This window comes from Emticicia sp. 17c (assembly GCF_037153985.1).
Taxonomy (GTDB): Bacteria; Bacteroidota; Bacteroidia; order Cytophagales; family Spirosomataceae; genus Emticicia.
Genome location: NZ_JBBAYI010000014.1, coordinates 76,076 through 93,877 on the forward strand (window position 1 = coordinate 76,076; position 17,802 = coordinate 93,877).

Annotated in this window: 15 protein-coding genes; 7 read left to right on the forward strand and 8 right to left on the reverse strand. The window is 39.1% G+C overall.

Features of this window, described 5'->3' with window-relative positions; all coding sequences use genetic code 11:
• The first annotated feature begins 1 nt into the window (after window position 1).
• The 4 genes from WAA15_RS21640 (at window position 2) to WAA15_RS21655 (ending at window position 5,100) form a co-directional block, all read left to right on the forward strand.
• Complete coding sequence (locus WAA15_RS21640; RefSeq protein WP_337044933.1) at window positions 2-1,510, forward strand: helix-hairpin-helix domain-containing protein; 1,509 nt, start codon at window positions 2-4, stop codon at window positions 1,508-1,510.
• A 14-nt stretch (window positions 1,511-1,524) separates the two neighbouring features.
• The gene (locus tag WAA15_RS21645; protein ID WP_337044934.1) at window positions 1,525-2,559 is read left to right on the forward strand and encodes a PrsW family glutamic-type intramembrane protease; all 1,035 of its coding nucleotides are present in this window, start codon (window positions 1,525-1,527) and stop codon (window positions 2,557-2,559) included.
• Window positions 2,560-2,561: 2 nt separating this feature from the next.
• The gene (locus WAA15_RS21650) at window positions 2,562-3,398 is read left to right on the forward strand and encodes a DUF475 domain-containing protein (RefSeq protein WP_337044935.1); all 837 of its coding nucleotides are present in this window, start codon (window positions 2,562-2,564) and stop codon (window positions 3,396-3,398) included.
• A gap of 178 nt (window positions 3,399-3,576) precedes the next feature.
• On the forward strand, window positions 3,577-5,100 hold the full coding sequence (locus WAA15_RS21655) for a magnesium chelatase (protein ID WP_337044936.1): 1,524 nt from the start codon (window positions 3,577-3,579) through the stop codon (window positions 5,098-5,100).
• 54 nt (window positions 5,101-5,154) lie between these two features.
• Here WAA15_RS21655 and WAA15_RS21660 read toward each other — a convergent pair whose 3' ends face one another.
• On the reverse strand, window positions 5,155-7,785 hold the full coding sequence (locus tag WAA15_RS21660) for a valine--tRNA ligase (RefSeq protein ID WP_337044937.1): 2,631 nt from the start codon (window positions 7,783-7,785) through the stop codon (window positions 5,155-5,157).
• Window positions 7,786-8,012: 227 nt separating this feature from the next.
• Complete coding sequence (locus tag WAA15_RS21665; RefSeq protein ID WP_337044938.1) at window positions 8,013-8,732, reverse strand: head GIN domain-containing protein; 720 nt, start codon at window positions 8,730-8,732, stop codon at window positions 8,013-8,015.
• 136 nt (window positions 8,733-8,868) lie between these two features.
• Here WAA15_RS21665 and WAA15_RS21670 point away from each other — a divergent pair, with 136 nt between their 5' ends.
• Window positions 8,869-9,783: an ROK family protein gene (locus WAA15_RS21670; RefSeq protein ID WP_337044939.1), complete on the forward strand. Its 915-nt coding sequence runs from the start codon at window positions 8,869-8,871 to the stop codon at window positions 9,781-9,783.
• A gap of 74 nt (window positions 9,784-9,857) precedes the next feature.
• On the opposite strand, the gene WAA15_RS21675 is transcribed toward WAA15_RS21670, so the two are convergent.
• The 4 genes from WAA15_RS21675 to WAA15_RS21690 form a co-directional block, all read right to left on the reverse strand.
• Window positions 9,858-10,487 (reverse strand): 3-keto-disaccharide hydrolase, encoded by a 630-nt coding sequence (locus WAA15_RS21675; protein WP_337044940.1) that lies wholly within the window; start codon window positions 10,485-10,487, stop codon window positions 9,858-9,860.
• Between the two features lie 152 nt (window positions 10,488-10,639).
• A complete protein-coding gene (locus WAA15_RS21680) occupies window positions 10,640-12,016 on the reverse strand; it encodes an L-serine ammonia-lyase (RefSeq protein WP_337044941.1) in 1,377 nt (458 codons plus the stop codon).
• A 244-nt stretch (window positions 12,017-12,260) separates the two neighbouring features.
• Window positions 12,261-12,626 carry a hypothetical protein gene (locus WAA15_RS21685; protein WP_337044942.1) on the reverse strand — a complete coding sequence of 122 codons (366 nt, stop codon included), beginning with the start codon at window positions 12,624-12,626 and terminating at the stop codon, window positions 12,261-12,263.
• A 204-nt stretch (window positions 12,627-12,830) separates the two neighbouring features.
• The gene (locus WAA15_RS21690; RefSeq protein WP_337044943.1) at window positions 12,831-13,256 is read right to left on the reverse strand and encodes a DsrE family protein; all 426 of its coding nucleotides are present in this window, start codon (window positions 13,254-13,256) and stop codon (window positions 12,831-12,833) included.
• A gap of 294 nt (window positions 13,257-13,550) precedes the next feature.
• On the opposite strand from WAA15_RS21690, the gene WAA15_RS21695 reads away from it, so the two are divergent.
• Both WAA15_RS21695 and WAA15_RS21700 read left to right on the forward strand, forming a co-directional pair.
• Complete coding sequence (locus WAA15_RS21695) at window positions 13,551-16,013, forward strand: glycoside hydrolase family 9 protein (protein ID WP_337044944.1); 2,463 nt, start codon at window positions 13,551-13,553, stop codon at window positions 16,011-16,013.
• 73 nt (window positions 16,014-16,086) lie between these two features.
• Window positions 16,087-16,554 carry a redoxin domain-containing protein gene (locus tag WAA15_RS21700; protein WP_337044945.1) on the forward strand — a complete coding sequence of 156 codons (468 nt, stop codon included), beginning with the start codon at window positions 16,087-16,089 and terminating at the stop codon, window positions 16,552-16,554.
• A 44-nt stretch (window positions 16,555-16,598) separates the two neighbouring features.
• On the opposite strand, the gene WAA15_RS21705 is transcribed toward WAA15_RS21700, so the two are convergent.
• The gene (locus tag WAA15_RS21705; protein ID WP_337044946.1) at window positions 16,599-16,937 is read right to left on the reverse strand and encodes a phage holin family protein; all 339 of its coding nucleotides are present in this window, start codon (window positions 16,935-16,937) and stop codon (window positions 16,599-16,601) included.
• A 74-nt stretch (window positions 16,938-17,011) separates the two neighbouring features.
• Window positions 17,012-17,632 (reverse strand): bifunctional phosphoribosyl-AMP cyclohydrolase/phosphoribosyl-ATP diphosphatase HisIE, encoded by a 621-nt coding sequence (gene hisIE, locus WAA15_RS21710; RefSeq protein ID WP_337044947.1) that lies wholly within the window; start codon window positions 17,630-17,632, stop codon window positions 17,012-17,014.
• Window positions 17,633-17,802 lie beyond the last annotated feature (170 nt).

The following is a 17,802-nucleotide window of genomic DNA, read 5'->3' on the forward strand; positions in this document are numbered from 1 at the left end:
TATGAGCAACATTATAACAGTAAAGTCAATTATTAATGGTAATACCTATCAGTATGTTGACGGCGAGCCCAAACGAGGTGGCGTAAAAGATGTTTACTTTAGTCCAGACCGAAAATATGTAGTTGCCATTTTTCGAGACAAACAGGATTTTAATCAAAGAGAAAGGCTTATAAAAATCACAGACAAGTATTATAAGCAAATCAAGGAAAAAGAAGCTGGTGATTACTATCTGGAAGAAATTTACAGATGGCCTACTGATGTCATTGAAACCAATGGCAAAATTGGTCTTATTGTGCCTATATATAATTCCAAATTCTTTTTTAAAAAAGGTTATCAGTCAAGCGACCTGATTAAAGGAGAAGAAAAAAACGGAAAATGGTTTGCAGGTGCCAAGTTCAGAAATACCAAGTTCCCGCTGAGTCTGGATTCCTCTGAACTGGGTAACTGGATGAGTTACTATCAGGTTGGCGTTAATCTGGCAAGAGGTGTCAAGAAAATGCACTCAATGGGTTTATCTCATTCAGACCTGTCATATAACAACGTTCTGGTTGACCCCATCTCAAAATCGGCTTGTATGATTGACCTCGACGGCCTTGTTGTGCCGGGGCTTTTTCCAGCTGAAGTAATCGGTACGGCAGATTTCATTGCACCTGAGGTACTTGCCACCAAGCATCTGGATAAGAATGACCCTAAGCGAAAACTTCCGCGAAGAGAAACTGATTTGCACGCACTGGCGTGTTTAATCTATATGTATTTATTACATAGACACCCGCTAAAAGGTGGTAAGGTGCATGACCTAGATACCGAAAAGGACGACCTGCTATCTATGGGTGAAAAAGCCCTCTTCATAGAGCATCCGACTGATACCTCAAACAGACCTAAACTCGACCAGATATCGAAATGGGATTTATACTGGGCTGATATTAATAAACTACCTTATACTATTACAGGCCCCTACCTGAAAAACCTTTTTGAACGGGCATTTATTGATGGCTTACATAACCCTACACAAAGACCTACTGCCGACGAATGGGAACAGGCTCTTTTAAAAACAACTGATTTGATGCAACCTTGCAGCAATACCAGTTGTGAGCAAAAATGGTATGTTTTTGACAACACTAATAAACCTAAATGTCCATTCTGTGGCACTCCGCATCAAGGAACCCTTCCGGTACTAGACCTTTACTACCAGTTTAAACCTACCGTCTGGAGACCAGAAAACCACCGCTTGATGGTTTATCATAATCAGTATCTGTTTCAATGGCACGTAAATAGAAATATTATCCGCAACGAGAAAATAACCAACGAACAAAAAGTACCTGTCGGTTATTTTACTTTTTACAATGGCAAATGGGTTTTAGTAAACCAGAAGTTAACATCACTCAAAGATTTAACTGAAGACAAAGCAATACCTGTCAATCAGATGGTTGAACTAACTAACGGGAAAAAACTGCTACTATCAAATGAAGAAGGAGGCCGTGTAGTAGTTATAACACTTGCAAATCAGTAAATCATTAACTTATAATGTATTATATCGTAAGAAATAGCCAACAGTTTGGCCCCTACTCACTTGATGCTTTAAAAAACTACGTCGAAGACGGCAAAATTCTACTTGCTGATGAAGCCATCTCGTCAGGTCTGAACAGAAAAGAAACTGTTAGAGAAATACTCAGTCAGAATAGGGTAATAGTAAATATTAAAGATGCAGGAGATATTTTAACCCAGATAAAACAAATAGGGAAAGATTTAATAATACCTAGTTTCGGTTTTATAAAAAAGGATTTAATCAAAGACCAGAAAGTGCTTTATCTGGCTTTTATTGGTCTCGCTCCGGCCTTTCTGATAAGTTTCACACCCGGTTCATCTATTACTTTTTATGCTATTGCGCTCTATTTTTCTATTATATGGGGAGCTTTTTTCTTTGTAATGTTCAAAACGAGGCAAGTTGAAAACAAAAAAACAATTATACTGTTTTTTGCTACCCAGATAGCCGCCTTCGTACTCACTAACGTTCAGGTATTTCCGCCCATGAGTTATTTATATGACCTCACAAAATCAGACTCTTTGGTTTTGCAATTAATAGGCTTTATTTTTGGCGTTGGTTTCACAGAAGAATTTATTAAAGCACTGGCACTATTCTATTTTGTTCGTACGGCTAAAGAGCCCCTAATACCACAGACCTTAGTATATTATGGCCTTATTTCGGGCATAGGATTCGGTGTGCTGGAGGGTGTTATTTATCAGACAGGTGTTAATACCAAGCTTGATTATAACTACGCTTTTTTTATGAATATTGCAAGGCTTACCTCGCTTCCTTTCTTACATGCCATCTGGGCAGGTATAGCCGGTTATTTCATAGCATTTGCCAACCTGTTTCCTAAGTTCAGAAAGGCACTGTATATATTTGCTATCGGAGTTCCTGCAATACTTCATGGTTTATATGATACCCTCGGTTGGGGTTTATTGGGCTTAACAAGTACTTTATTCTCTGTTTTCTTGCTTATTTTCTATTTAAAAAAATCGAATGATTACCAAAATAAACTAATAACAATCAAATAAAAATGACTGATTTTCTAGAAACCACAAGTCAATTATGGCAACAAATTATTGACAACCCCCTACCCTCTTTAGCTATTATTGGTAACCTAATTATTATAGAAAGTTTACTTTCTGTTGATAATGCCGCAGTTTTAGCCACTATGGTAATGGACTTACCCGAAAAACAAAGAGATAAAGCACTTAAATATGGTATCATAGGAGCTTATGTGTTCAGAGGGCTGGCTTTATTATTTGCCTCATTTCTGATAAAATTCTGGTTCTTGAAACCGCTGGGGGGGCTTTACCTATTATACCTCGTTTATTCATGGTGGAAAGGCAAACAAACAGAGTCAGAAGAAGACGACTACGTCGATAAAAACGAGAACTGGCTTTATAAAATTACCGTTGGTACTTTCGGAAATTTCTGGGCTACCGTAGCTTTGGTAGAGCTGATGGACATGGCCTTCTCTATCGATAACGTATTTGCAGCAGTAGCTTTTTCAAAAAATATCATTATTATCTGGATAGGTGTATTCATAGGTATTCTGGCTATGCGCTTTGTAGCACAAGGCTTTGTTAAACTCATGGAAAAATACCCTTTTCTGGAAACCTGCGCCTTTATAGTAATTGCTATTCTTGGTCTTAAACTGATGCTATCTGTTTATACGCATTATTATCCTTGCAGTAGCTTCTCGGTATTTATGGAAGGCGAGAACGGATGCCTTGAATCGCAGAGTTTACCAATACCAGAAGGTCATTCAATGGTTTGGGGCGACATCATCACTTCTGTTTTAACCATTGGTATTTTCTTTATCCCGATTATTGTATCACGCTTCTTTTCAAGCAACAAAAAAGCCTGATAATCCCTTTCGAGGATAGTTATTATTGCAATAACTATCCTCGAAAACAAAATCCTGTTCTGCCCTCTTCTTAAAATTAGCTTTCTCCATTAAAAAGCATTAAATAAAAAATATATACAAACCATTTCTTCATTAAATCCGTTATGATTATATCAAGCAAAACAGCCGTATAAGCATTATGGGATTTGACAAAAGTTTATTAAAAATTAAAACCTTGGGCGAACTGAAAGCGACTGGTTATCGCCCGAAATCTATAAAACAAGAACTTCGCGACAATCTAATCGAGAAACTTAAAAATAAGGAAGAGGTTTTTCCGGGTATATGGGGGTATGAAGATACCGTTATTCCTGACGTGGAAAAAGCTATTCTTTCTATGCACCACATTAACCTGCTAGGTTTGCGCGGGCAAGCCAAAACGCGTATTGCCCGATTAATGGTTAATTTGCTGGACGAATTTATACCCGTTGTTGAAGGTGCCGAATTAAACGACGACCCACTAGACCCACTCTCGCGTTTTGCTAAAGACCTTATTGCCGAAAAAGGTGATGCCACACCTGTTAGCTGGCTGCCGCGCTCGGAGCGTTATAATGAGAAACTAGCTACGCCTGATGTATCTATTGCCGACCTGATTGGTGACGTTGACCCCATTAAGGCAGCAACCTTAAAACTGCCGTATTCTGACGAACGCGTAATTCACTTCGGTATGATTCCGCGCTCTCACCGTTGTATTTTTGTTATCAACGAATTACCCGATTTACAGGCACGTATACAGGTATCGCTCTTTAATATTTTGCAGGAAGGTGATATTCAGATTCGTGGTTTTAAGCTAAGGATTCCGCTGGATATCCAGTTTGTGTTCACAGCAAACCCTGAGGATTATACCAACCGCGGAAGCATTGTTACCCCACTGAAAGACCGTATTGATAGCCAGATTGTAACCCATTATCCGAAATCGATTGATATTGGGCGGAAAATCACGGCGCAAGAGGCTATCATTAAACCAGAACAAAAGAAAATTGAAGTTAATGATATACTGAAAGACCTCGTTGAACAAATAGCCGTAGAGGCACGCCAAAGTGAATATGTTGATGCTAAAAGTGGGGTATCAGCCCGTATGACTATCTCGGCTTATGAGAACCTTTTGAGTTCAGCCGAAAGACGCTCACTTATTAATGGAGAGAAAAATGTTCATGCGCGCGTTTCGGATATTTATGGAGCCATAGCTGCCATTAATGGAAAAATCGAGCTGGTGTATGAAGGTGAAGTGGAAGGCCCTGTTTATGTGGCTCAAAGCCTGATTGGGAAAGCCATGCGAACCGAGTTTCTGAAATACTTCCCGAATCCTGAAACTTTAAAGAAAAAGAAATCAGGAAAGAATCCTTTTCAACAGGTCTCTGCGTGGTTTGGCGAAGGCAACGTTATTGACTTCCTGAACGACCTCACCGACCGTGAATATAAGGCAAGACTTAAAACAATTGAAGGATTGGAAGAACTGGTTGAAAACTTTCATCCAAGATTAAACGAGAACGAAAAATTATTCCTGATGGAATTTGCCTTACACGGATTAGCTGAATACTCGCTTATCAGCAAACAGACACTTGATACTGGTCTTCAGTTTAAAGACTTGCTTGATAGTATGTTTGACCCCAATAAAATGAAATTTGATGATGACGACGATAACGATGATTTCAAAAGATTTTGATTTTTCGTTATTAATACAACAGGGCTTACCAAATTGGCAAGCCCTGTTTTTATTTTATCCTAATTTTGCTAATGCTTCTTCTAACGCCTTTATTTTAGCTTCGGCATCGGCTAGTTTCTGACGCTCTTTCTCTATAATATCAGGCTTGGCATTTTGTACAAAACGCTCATTAGCCAGTTTACTTTCTACCGATTTCTTGAAACCTAAAGTATAATCCAAATCCTTTTGCAGATTAGCTTTTTCGGTTTCTATATCAATATTACCACCTAAATCCAACGTAAATTCATCACCCTTAATAACAAAACTAACACCTTCGGTTTTATCTTGTACATACTGTATACCCGAAATATTAGCCAGTTTGCTGATTAATCCGGCAAGGCCCTCATAACGTGCTTTATTACTGGTTTTAATAGCTAAAGGTAAAGCTTCTTTTGGTGAAATCTGTTTGGCATTACGTGTATTCCGAACGGTTGAGATAATTTCAGACAGGATTTCAAAATCTGAGAGAATTTCTTCATTAACGTGGCCTACCTTCGGAAACTCAGCAATACAAATTGATTCATTTGCTCCTCTGGTTTTGATATTCTGCCAGATTTCTTCTGTCAGAAACGGCATCCACGGGTGAGCCAGACGCATAAGCGTATCAAATATTTCCAGTGTAGCATCAAAAGTATACTTATCAATAGGTAAGCTGTTACCATCTACATAAGCAGGCTTAATCATTTCCAGATACTGCGAACAGAAATCATCCCAGATAAGGTTGTAAGTACTCATTAGAGCGTCCGACATCCTGAATTTGCTGTAATGCTCAAGCGTTTCTGCTACAACTTTATTTAGTTTCGATTTAAACCACTCAATAGCTTTTGCAGAAGACTGACTCTGATTTTCTGTGGCTGAGACTTCCCAACCTTCTATTAATCTGAAAGCATTCCATATCTTATTATTGAAGTTTCTGCCTTGCTCAATAAGTTTTTCATCATATAACAAATCATTACCTGCCGGAGAACTGAAAAGCATACCAGTGCGTACGCTATCAGCACCATATTTTTCTATAAGTTCGAGCGGGTCCGGCGAGTTTCCTAATGATTTTGACATCTTACGCCCCTGCTTGTCTCTTACAATTCCGGTAAGGTAAACATTCTTGAACGGATACTTGCCCTGATACTCATAGCCAGCAATAATCATACGGGCTACCCAGAAAAACAAGATTTCTGGTGCAGTAACCAAGTCGTTGGTCGGATAATAATATTTAATATCTTCGTTATCAGGATTTTTAAACGCATCAAAAACTGACATTGGCCAAAGCCATGAGCTAAACCAAGTATCAAGTACGTCCTCATCTTGTGTTAAGTCCTGCTCACTCAAAGCAAAAAGCTGATATTTGTTACGTGCTATTTTTAATGCTTCCTGCTTGTTGATGGCAACAATACAAGTACCGTCAGGCAGGTAATATGCCGGAATACGATGCCCCCACCAAAGTTGGCGGCTTATACACCAGTCTCTTACGTTCTCCATCCAATAATTGTAAGTATTCTTGAATTTTGGAGGAATCAGCTGAATGGTGTCATTCATTACATTTTGTAAAGCAGGCTCAGATATTTCTTTCATTTTCAGGAACCACTGCAACGACAACTTGGGCTCAATTACTGCGCCTGTTCGTTCGGAGGTTCCTACGGTCGATTTGTAGTCTTCGGCTTTTACCAGATTACCCGATTCTTCAAGCATTTTAATGATTTTCTTACGGGCTACAAAGCGGTCTTCGCCTACCAGAATCTGCGCTTTTTCGTTCAAGGTTCCATCATCGGCCAATATATCAATAATAGTCAGGCCATGTTTTTCGCCTAAGGCGTAGTCATTCTGGTCGTGTGCAGGGGTTACTTTCAAACAACCCGTACCGAAATCCATTGTTACGTATTCGTCAGCTATAATGCTAATTTCTCTATTAATTAGCGGAATTCTTACTTTTTTACCTATCAGGTGCTGATAACGTTCGTCGGCCGGATTTACACAAATGGCGGCATCGGCCATAATTGTTTCGGGGCGTACAGTTGCTATGGTTACGCTTCCTTCATCGCCATCGTAGCGGATATACACCAGTTTTTGCTGAATATCCTTCATGATTACTTCTTCGTCCGAAACAGTAGTTTTGGCCTGAGGGTCCCAATTGACCATTCTGTAACCACGATAAATCTTTTCTTTATTATATAAATCAACAAATACCTCAATTACGGCATCGTACAGGTTGGGTTCCATCGTAAAACGTGTACGGTCCCAATCGCAGGAGGCTCCTAATTTACGTAACTGATTAAGAATAATTCCACCATATTTTTCGGTCCATTCCCAGCAATACTTAATAAACTCCTCGCGTGAAAGCTCTTTTTTATTAATTCCTTTTTCTTTGAGCATAGCTACTACCTTTGCTTCCGTAGCAATAGAGGCGTGGTCGGTACCCGGCACCCAGCAAGCCTCTTTTCCTTCCATTCTGGCTTTTCTTGTCAATACATCTTGTATAGTATTATTAAGCATGTGGCCCATGTGCAAGACCCCCGTTACGTTAGGTGGCGGAATTACGATGCAATAAGGCTCTTTGTCAGGATTTGGCTTTGAGCTAAAGTACTTGTTATCAGTCCAGTACTGATACCACTTGTCTTCGATTTCTTTCGGATTGTAGGTTTTGCTTATCATATATATCTGGTAATCCTTGCTGAATAAATCAGAGCAACACCCTAAAAATATCTATAATTTTATAGGCCGTAGGTCTGTATTTTAGCCGTTGATAATTATTCAAGTTTAAAAATGAGTGCAAAAATACGGATTTTTTAGCGAAGTTGCGCAGCCTGTATATATAAAAAACCTGTAAGCCCACGTATAAGGCTTACAGGTTTTTTTAGGGTTAATTTCTGTACTAGAATTTAGTTGGCATCAACGATTTTACCCGAACCAGAAATTCGGTGGCTTATTCGTGGTGAGCCCTTAAACCATACACTCCCACTTCCCGAAATATATACATCAAGATTATTATAAGTGGTGGTTTCGCAACGGCCAGAACCATTGATATCGACATCGGTATTATCGACACGTAAACCAAACGATTCTATCTTGCCACTGCCCGACATCGTGTAAATGGCATTATGGGTGTCACCCTCTATGAAAATTAAACCCGAACCGCTTAAATCGGCAGCTACATCATTTTTCATGTCAATGGCTACATCAATCAGACCGCTACCTGAGAGTCTTAAATCGATACTTTTACCATAAATTTTATTATCGCTTATTACTTTGCCGCTGCTCGATACATCAATGCTGTAAATATCAGGTGTCTGAATCCAGATTTTAATTTTCTTGTTGGTGTACCAACCGCCATTGTTGTCAAGAATAAGGGTGTTGCCACTGATACGTGTAATAATCCGCGGAATGATGTTACTCTCTGCTTCTATCTCAATATCTTTGGCAGGGCCTTGTCTGAGAATAACTTCGGCAGGAAGATTCACTTCTATGCGATTAAAATAAGATGCCCGACGGTACTCGGTTTCAATAATGCCACTACCTTCTACTTCATAGAAAATATTGCAAGAAGACAACCCTATTACTCCCAACAGGATAATGCCAATAAACATGAACGAACGTTTCATTAGTAATACGATTTTAGCTTTTTCTAAGTTTTTTTTGTCTTTAACTATTAGATGCTATAAGTTTGCATATAGTTGTCTGTCGTTTTGTTAATGACATGTTAAAGGCATTTTTCCCTCATACCATATAGATAAAAAAATGAAAACACTCTGGGGTATAGACTTAGGCGGTACCAAAATCGAAGGCGTTGTCATGAATGCCGAAACCAATGAAATATTAGTAAGAAAACGTATCCCGACTGAGGCTGACAAGGGTTACGAACACATTATTAGCCAAATAGCCAAGCTGATTGATTTATTAAAAGAAGAAACGCAGCTTAAGCCCGTAGCCGTAGGTTTCAGCACTCCCGGTGCTTTAGACCCAAGCACACAAACCATGAAAAACTGTAATACTACCTGCATGAATGGCCAGTATATGAAAAAAGATATTGAAAATGCCATTGGTGTACCTATCGAAATTGCCAACGATGCCAATTGCTTTGCATTAGCTGAAGCCACTATGGGAATTGTGAAAGATGTAGTACCAGACGCTAAAGTAGTGTTCGGAATTATTATGGGAACAGGCGTTGGTGGTGGTGTAGTTATTAACGGGCAAGTGCTGAATGGCCGACACGGAATTGGTGGCGAATGGGGGCATAATGTTCTGGAAGAAGATGGCTACGACTGCTACTGTGGTAAAAAAGGGTGTAATGAAACTGTTTTTTCGGGGCCGTCATTACAACGCTATTATGCAAAAATCAGTGGGAAGTCATTAACTATGAAAGAAATTTATCAATTATATAAAGAAGGTAACGACCCTTATTCAAAAGACACGATGCAATACCTGATTAAATCGTTCGGAAAGGCGTTGTCTTACATAGTAAATGTGATTGACCCCGATGCCATTGTGATTGGAGGTGGTGTTGGTAATATTGATTTGCTTTATACCGAAGGGCCAGAAGAACTCAAGAATTATATTTTCAATAGCAGAGTAGTTGAAACACCTTTTCTGAAACCTAAACTTGGCGATAGTGCCGGAGTTTTCGGGGCGGCTGAACTTGTAAGAGCTTACTAAGCCTTTGTTTGAACAGTAAAAACTCCCTCATTAGCAGATTTTCTACTGATGAGGGAGTTTTTATTTAGCTTGTTTTAAGGCAATGGTTTTACCATAATATCTTTGAAATACACCTTACTTTTAGGGTCATGGCCTTGAAGTGCAAATGTACCACTACTAATTTTTCGGCCTCCTCTCTCTTTAGGTAGTTCGGCAGGTTCGTCATATTCTACTACTGTTTTATCGTTTATCTTGATAGTCACGTGCTTGTCTTTTACAATGATGTGTTCGGTATACCACACGTTGTCTTTTACCAACGTATCTTTCACATCCTGAATACCATAAAGGCTTCCGGTACGACGCCAGTCGGTATGTGAGTTATTTACCTGTACTTCATAGCCTTTTGCCGGCCAACCACCCTGCTGAAATTCAGTATGGAAATAAATACCTGAGTTTGAGCCCGGGGTTGTCATTACTTGCGCTTTAAACTCAAAATTTTTGAAGTCATGGTTTTTTACAGGGCCTTCGTAAAATATATGTGCCACTGGGCCATTCACGGCTATACTACCATTTTCAATGGTAAATGTACTGGCGTTGTCGCCTACTTTCCAGCCATCGAACGATTTCCCATCAAATAAAGAATACCAGCCTTTATTGGCTTTCTGAGCAAAACTCACAGTACTTAGCAGGAGAAGTAACGACAACAAATAAAGATTTTTTTTCATAGTGTTTTTTGTTTAAATGAGGTTGGTTGAATACCCCCACAATTTACGAAACTAATTTTAATTCTCTATTTGTAAGTCCAATTTAAGAATTGTTGTAAAAAAAAATCGGGTAAATTCCTTTCCAGAATTACCCGAACTTCCCTAAAAGTTTTTTAGCATTCAGTAGCACTTAAAGCCAAACCTGCTTGTGAGGTTTCTTTATATTTCTTCGACATATCTTTTCCGGTAGCCCGCATTACTTTAATGACGCTATCGAGCGAAATTTTCTGATAACCCGTATTACCCGACGAAGCCAGCAGATAAGCGTTATAGGCCTTTATAGCTCCCATTGCATTGCGCTCAATACACGGAATTTGGACATATCCGCCGATGGGGTCACAGGTCATGCCCAGATGATGCTCAATAGCAATCTCGGCAGCGGCTTCTACGGTTTCAATCGAACGTCCGGCGCAATAGGCCAACATAGCAGCAGCCATTGCTGAGGCCGAACCGATTTCGCCCATACACCCCATTTCGGCTCCTGAAATACTGGCATTGTGTTTTATCAGAAAGCCAACCGCGGCAGCGGCAAACATCCCCTCGCGTAGTTTTTGTTTGTCGTAATGATAATGGTTACGTAACAGATAAGTAACACCCGGAATAACCCCCGATGCTCCTGAAGTAGGTGCGGTTACTACTATATTTCCTGCGGCGTTTTCTTCTGAGGCCGCCATGCAATAAGCATTCAGAAATACCATAAAGGTATCGATACCTAAAGCATGGGTTTTGGCTTGCTCGAACAGAACCGGTGCTTTCCGGCGAAGTTTTATACTACCGGGTAACACACCCTTATGCCGCAAGCCACGCTTAACAGCTTTGTGCATAGTTTCAAGAATATCGTCTATTTTCTGATAAATTTCTTTTCTCGACAAACCTGTTAACGCCATTTCGTTTGCCATCATTAAATCAGTTAAAGAAATTTTCTGGTTAAGCAGATGTTCCTTTAACTCTTTCATGGTCGAGAACGCATACACTGGTGTTTTAGTTGGTGCAGTTGTAGAGTCTTCTCCTTTACGCTGAATAAACCCACCCCCTACCGAATAATATTCTTCTTCTAATAGTATGGTGCTATTGCGTATTAATTTAAAAACTACGGTATTAGGATGCGGAGAATCGTAACGGCCTTTTTCAAAAACAATGCTCTTAGCACTGACTTGTATGGCTTTCTCCTGTATATTTACCTCATAACTATCCTCAGGGTTTTTCAATAAGGCTGTAAAGGATGCTGGTTCGCAGGTATCAGGCAGCCACCCTAAAAGACCTGCAATAACTGCCCTGTCGGTACCATGCCCTTTGCCAGTGGCACTTAGTGAGCCATAGAGGTGTATTTTTATCTGGAGGGTATCGGTCAAAGCTGAGGCAGGCAAAGCGTTGGCTCTTTGCAGAAAGTCATAAGCTGCTTTCATAGGCCCAATAGTATGAGAACTTGACGGCCCCGGCCCAATTTTGAACAAATCAAAAACGGAAGTCGTAATTACTTCTTTAAACATGTTATTTCTGATGAAGTGTAAGTATGGTTTTGTCAGATAATCGGCCAAATCATTTCCCTTAATTATACATATCGGGCTGGTCTTTAAAGCCATTTTACAGATATTTTTTCTCTGAAAAAGTTTATCTGAGCAATTTTAAATAATCTTCTAAGGATTTTTGCATTTCTGCTGAAATAAATTGCATAAAACCCGACTTGGCTTCAACTAAAAGCCTGAAACAAAGCATTTCGTTATAGTATTGGAATTATTTACCAATCTTTTCGGCGGGTCTGCCGCGTAGAGCACTCCAAGTATCATCAATAGCCACTTGTGTCACTGCCTGTAATCCGGCCATTTCGAGTGCTACCCAAACGGTTTCACGTTTGATATTGCTTTTTATCTTGCCTGTACCTTTGGGGTAGCAAGCCCAGAACAGGCAATCATATTTGCCTGCATTTTTCACTTCGGCACAAAGTTTTTCGAGTTCTTGCTGTTCGGAGGCAAACACTTGCACAAAGTCATATTCTTTTTCTGGCTCCGGGGCGTTGTCAAACATAATGTTATTGAACAACGACAAATAATCAGCCGGAGCATTTACAATCAGAAGTGCCGCTGCTGGGTTTAATCTCAATTTTTTAAATAAAGTACCCGCTTCCATATTATTAAACTAAAAAATTTGAATTATCATTAAAAGGCTTCAATACTATAAAATTCTTTGGCAGGTATTTCTTCTAAGCATTACAACTTTGCTTACAAAAAACAATGACAAACCTATTACATACATCTACAAAACCATGCAAGCCCATAGCACCTGCATGGTTTTGTTTAATTAATATCAATGACCTGCTTTCTGATAACTCCAGCCATCTTCCTGTTTAAGAACGGTTTCAGCAATAGCCGCTGGTACAAATGAAGCCGTTGGTAACATATCGGCATCTGTTAATTTATTGCGTTTCATGGTATTACGGCAAACAGCAAACACTACTCCCTCCTTTTGTAGTTTTTCTATCTGCATAGCATAGGGCGAAGCATCTTTTTTCATGAAACTAATAGCCGAGCCATGAACAAGTACTTCTACTTTTGTATCGGGGAGTTCTTTCCATAAATTACGTACCTGACGCAAAACCGAAGCCTGAACGGTAGTATCAGCACTATTTAAATCAATCAGGAGTTTATGGGTTTTGGTTTGTGCATAACTAGCTGAATAATTTAGTAAAGTAAGCCCACACACAAGTGCAAGCATCGAAATGATTGTTTTCATAAGGTATTTTTGGTTTGGTTTGTTTTTATACTATTTACGCTATTATTTATCTATAAATCTGGCTTAGTGGCTTATGTAACTGATAAACCCGCCTTCTGTTTATTAAAAATTTACTCTTTCATAGATAAACTTGAATCACGTTCGTGGGGGATGTATCAGAGCAATTATTTTTCAGAGGCTAATAGGTTAAAATTATTAATTTTTCGGTAGCCTTTTGCACAGAACACAAATTACTAATAACTTGACTTTCTTTATGCAAGGTACATATTTCCTCCAATCCTATATCAACCTCAAATGATGAAATTTATTAAAATACTGTTATTGGTCTTAGCATTTCCTTTATTAACAGTTGCTCAGCAATATATAAGGGTAAATCAGTTAGGGTATTTACCCAAGTCTATGAAAGTGGGAGTTTTGTTGTCAAAAAACAAGGCAACTATAAAATCTTTCGAAATAAAAGACGCTTTAACTGACAAAGTTGTCTTTAAGTCTGAAAAAGTTCGTTCAACAGGGGCCTTTGGTAATTTTGATGCTACGTATCGTCTGGATTTTTCAGCATTCCAGAAACCGGGGGCTTACTACATAGACTTACCAGAAGCTGAATCAGTACGATTCCGTATAGCCAATGATGTTTATACTGGCACAGCCGATTTTCTATTGAAATATATGCGCCAGCAAAGATGCGGATACAACCCTTTCCTGAAAGATTCCTGCCACACGCATGACGGTTTTATTGTGTATCACCCTGACCCTGAAAAAGACTCTACCTATATAAATGTAAAAGGTGGTTGGCACGATGCCTCTGATTACCTGCAATATACTACTACCACAGCCAATGCCATTTATCAGATGTTACTGGCGTATCAGCATAACCCTACGGCTTTTAAGGATAAATACAATGCCAACGGGCAAACAGGTAGTAACGGGATTCCTGATATTCTGGATGAGGTAAAATGGGGAATAGACTGGCTGCTACGCATGAATCCGGCATACGGAGAAATGTATAACCAGATTGCCGACGACCGTGACCATTCTGGATTACGCCTACCTAACAACGACCAGGCTACATACGGCAAAGGAAAAATGCGCCCTGTTTATTTTTGTACGGGCAAGCCTCAGGGAGCTTTTCAACATAAGAGCAGAGCAACCGGTATTGCTTCAACTGCTGGCAAATATGCTTCAACATTTGCACTCGGTTCAAAAATTCTACAAAAGTATTATCCTGAATATGCTAGCAACCTGCAAAAAAAGGCATTGGAAGCTTATGATTGGGGTAAGAAAAATCCGGGAGCCTGCCAGACAGCCCCATGCAAAGCTCCGTATTTCTATGAAGAAGATAACTGGACTGACGACATGGAACTGGCAGCCGCAGAGCTAGCCAAACTTACTACTGACAAAAGTTTTTTGAAAGAAGCCATTCATTTCAGTAAGCAAGAAACAGTTACTCCGTGGATGATTAACGACACAGCACGCCATTATCAGTGGTATCCATTCATGAACGCCGGTCATTACCAGACTGCCAGCCAGCTACCAGATAAACAAACTTTTGTAAATCATTATGAAAAAGGATTAAACGCTATCTGGGCAAGAGCTAAGAATAATCCGTTTCTGAATGGCATTCCGTTTATCTGGTGTTCAAACAACCTTGTTACAGCTACCCTGACACAACTGGCTCTTTACAGAAAACTAGGTGGAAAAGGATTTGAAGAAATGGAAGCCTCGCTCCGCGACTGGCTTTTCGGCTGCAATCCGTGGGGAACAACCATGATTGTAGGCTTACCCCACATAGGTGATTATCCGCAAGACCCACACTCATCGCTGAGTTTCAAATATAATTATGCTATTGATGGCGGCTTAGTTGATGGCCCTGTAAGAAATTCCATCTTTTCGGGCTTAAAGTATGTATCGCTGGTACATCCTGACGAGTACGCTGAATTTCAGTCAAATATGGCAGTCTATCATGATGATTTCGGTGATTATTCTACCAACGAACCAACAATGGATGGAACAGCCTCTTTGACCTACTATTTATCTATGCTCGAAGCATCTGCCCAACCACAAACAAATAAATTTACTTATGTACAAGGAGCAATAACTCGCTTTGATATTCAGCAAAAAATAATACGACTTACCTTTACAGGGCACGATTTTTATGAAGGTGGGGCAAAAGTAAAGCAGGTATTGACAAAGCATCATATAAAAGCCTCTTTCTTTTTTACGGGAGATTTTTACCGCAACCCCGCGTGTAAACCGCTGATTGCTTCGTTAGTGGCTGAAGGGCATTATCTGGGAGGACATTCAGACAAACATCTTTTGTATAATGACTGGACTAAACGGGACTCTCTACTGGTGAGCCGCGAAATATTTGAAAACGATTTAAAAGCCAATTACAAGGCTATGGAGCCTTTTGGTATTACTAAAGAAAAAGCCCAATATTTTATGCCTCCTTACGAATGGTATAACCAAACTATTGCCGACTGGACAAACGCCTCGGGCTTAAAATTAATCAATTTTACTGCTGGTACAGGTTCAAACCGAGATTATACTTATCCCGAAATGGGAGCGCGTTATGCTGATAATCAAACCATTATGAATGATATTCTGAAATATGAAGCCAATGCACAAGACCACCTGAATGGCTTTATACTGTTATTGCATTTAGGCACAGACCAACGTAGAAAAGAAAAGTTTTATGACAGGTTAGACGACTTAATTAAAATATTAAAAAAGAAAGGCTATAAATTTGAGCATTTATAATTGGGGAAGCTAAAACTTTCCGGTCTGTTTTTCTGTTTTCAAATCATTATTGTTATTTAAACCTCTATTTATTATGTCTCTAAAAGTAGGCGACAAAGCCCCTGATTTCAAGCTATATAGCAGCGATAAACAAGAAGTAAATCTTTCAGATTATCAAGGCAAAAATGTTGTAGTATTGTTTTTTCCACTTGCATTTACAAGCGTTTGTACTGCTGAATTGTGCCAGATGAGAGATGATATAGCCACATATTCAAGATTAAATTCTGATGTAGTGGGTATTTCGGTCGATTCGGTTTTTACTTTGGGTAAGTTTAAGGAAGAACAAAAATTGCCGTTTCCGCTATTATCGGATTTTAATAAGGCAGCATCACAGGCTTTTGGCTCATATTATGAAGACTTTGTTTTTGGTATGCACGGGGTGTCAAAACGTTCAGCCTTTGTAATTGACAAAGAAGGTATTATCAGATACGCCGAAGTACTAGAAAAAGCAAGCGACGTACCAGATTTCACAGCCATTAAAAGCACGCTGGAAAGTTTATAACAAGAAGCCCTTTTATCTGAAATTGATAAAAGGGCTTTTCATTTTTAGTCCTGAAACCCACCTACTATTCCGTTCACAATTGACAGAATAAAGCCAAAGATTAAAGGTTGCAAGAAACCTTTCACTTCAAAACCAGGAACAAGGTACGAACAAAGATATACGATAAATACATTCACGACCAGATAGAAAATTCCTAGTGTCAGAATAGTAATTGGCAATGAGAGCAATTGCAGCACAGGCTTAACAAAGGTGTTAAGAATACTCATAACAAAAGCCACAATTACCGCTGTTGTAAAATCAGGAACGGAAATATTACCTAGAATTTTTGGCATATAATACACTGCAGCCCCACAGCATATTAATCGGACAATATAATTGAGCATAAGTAAGAAGTCCTCCTTTCCCAAGGGAGATAGTTTTATAAGTTAGTACTAACATTCCCCATTTGGGACACCAGTTACGGACGCGGGGTATGCCTTTTTATTAATACATCGAGTACTTCGTCGAACTCGTAATTTTTTTGTTCTAAAAGTACTAAATAATGATAAAATAAATCTGCTGCTTCACCCAGAAATAATTCTTTATTATCGTCTTTTGCTTCAATCACTAGTTCTACGGCCTCCTCACCTACCTTTTGAGCTACTTTATTTACGCCTTTTCTGAATAAATGACTTGTATACGATTCGTCTGTCGGATTCAGTTTTCTATTTTTAATCACTTCGCGCAAATGATTAATAAACAGTACTTTTTTATCCGAAGCGCTATTGCTCTCGTTAAAACAAGTATCGGCCCCTGTATGGCAAGTTGGCCCATCAGGTGAGGCATGAATCAGAATAGTATCGCCATCACAGTCGACACGTATTTCGTTCACATGCAAAAAATTATTTGAGGTTTCTCCTTTTGTCCAGAGCCTTTGTTTGCTTCTGCTAAAGAACGTTACAATATTTTCTTTTTGGGTTTTTTCGTAGGCTTCGGCATTCATATAGCCAAGCATCAATACCTTTTGGGTCTGATAATCTTGAATAATTACAGGCACAAGCCCATCAGGAGACTTTTCAAAATCAATTTTTTTATCCATTCCATCAATAATTTTCCACAAAAGTACAGATGTTCAAAAACTATTACTTATAAAAAGCAGAAATTTTATAGGATTGTTTATTCTGTTTTCAGAAAAAGTTTTGTGTTAGAAAAAAAATAAAAAAAATTTCATTTTCAAAAATACTTATTATCAGACACTTATACGAAAAG

What these genes read in the sequence shown, in the direction of transcription:
- WAA15_RS21640 (WP_337044933.1), top strand. Translation starts at nt 2, where the DNA reads ATGAGCAACATTATAACAGTAAAGTCAATTATTAATGGTAATACCTAT.
- WAA15_RS21645 (WP_337044934.1), top strand. Translation starts at nt 1,525, where the DNA reads ATGTATTATATCGTAAGAAATAGCCAACAGTTTGGCCCCTACTCACTT.
- WAA15_RS21650 (WP_337044935.1), top strand. Translation starts at nt 2,562, where the DNA reads ATGACTGATTTTCTAGAAACCACAAGTCAATTATGGCAACAAATTATT.
- WAA15_RS21655 (WP_337044936.1), top strand. Translation starts at nt 3,577, where the DNA reads ATGGGATTTGACAAAAGTTTATTAAAAATTAAAACCTTGGGCGAACTG.
- WAA15_RS21660 (WP_337044937.1), bottom strand. Translation starts at nt 7,785, where the DNA reads ATGATAAGCAAAACCTACAATCCGAAAGAAATCGAAGACAAGTGGTAT.
- WAA15_RS21665 (WP_337044938.1), bottom strand. Translation starts at nt 8,732, where the DNA reads ATGAAACGTTCGTTCATGTTTATTGGCATTATCCTGTTGGGAGTAATA.
- WAA15_RS21670 (WP_337044939.1), top strand. Translation starts at nt 8,869, where the DNA reads ATGAAAACACTCTGGGGTATAGACTTAGGCGGTACCAAAATCGAAGGC.
- WAA15_RS21675 (WP_337044940.1), bottom strand. Translation starts at nt 10,487, where the DNA reads ATGAAAAAAAATCTTTATTTGTTGTCGTTACTTCTCCTGCTAAGTACT.
- WAA15_RS21680 (WP_337044941.1), bottom strand. Translation starts at nt 12,016, where the DNA reads ATGTTTAAAGAAGTAATTACGACTTCCGTTTTTGATTTGTTCAAAATT.
- WAA15_RS21690 (WP_337044943.1), bottom strand. Translation starts at nt 13,256, where the DNA reads ATGAAAACAATCATTTCGATGCTTGCACTTGTGTGTGGGCTTACTTTA.
- WAA15_RS21695 (WP_337044944.1), top strand. Translation starts at nt 13,551, where the DNA reads ATGATGAAATTTATTAAAATACTGTTATTGGTCTTAGCATTTCCTTTA.
- WAA15_RS21700 (WP_337044945.1), top strand. Translation starts at nt 16,087, where the DNA reads ATGTCTCTAAAAGTAGGCGACAAAGCCCCTGATTTCAAGCTATATAGC.
- WAA15_RS21705 (WP_337044946.1), bottom strand. Translation starts at nt 16,937, where the DNA reads ATGCTCAATTATATTGTCCGATTAATATGCTGTGGGGCTGCAGTGTAT.
- hisIE (WP_337044947.1), bottom strand. Translation starts at nt 17,632, where the DNA reads ATGGATAAAAAAATTGATTTTGAAAAGTCTCCTGATGGGCTTGTGCCT.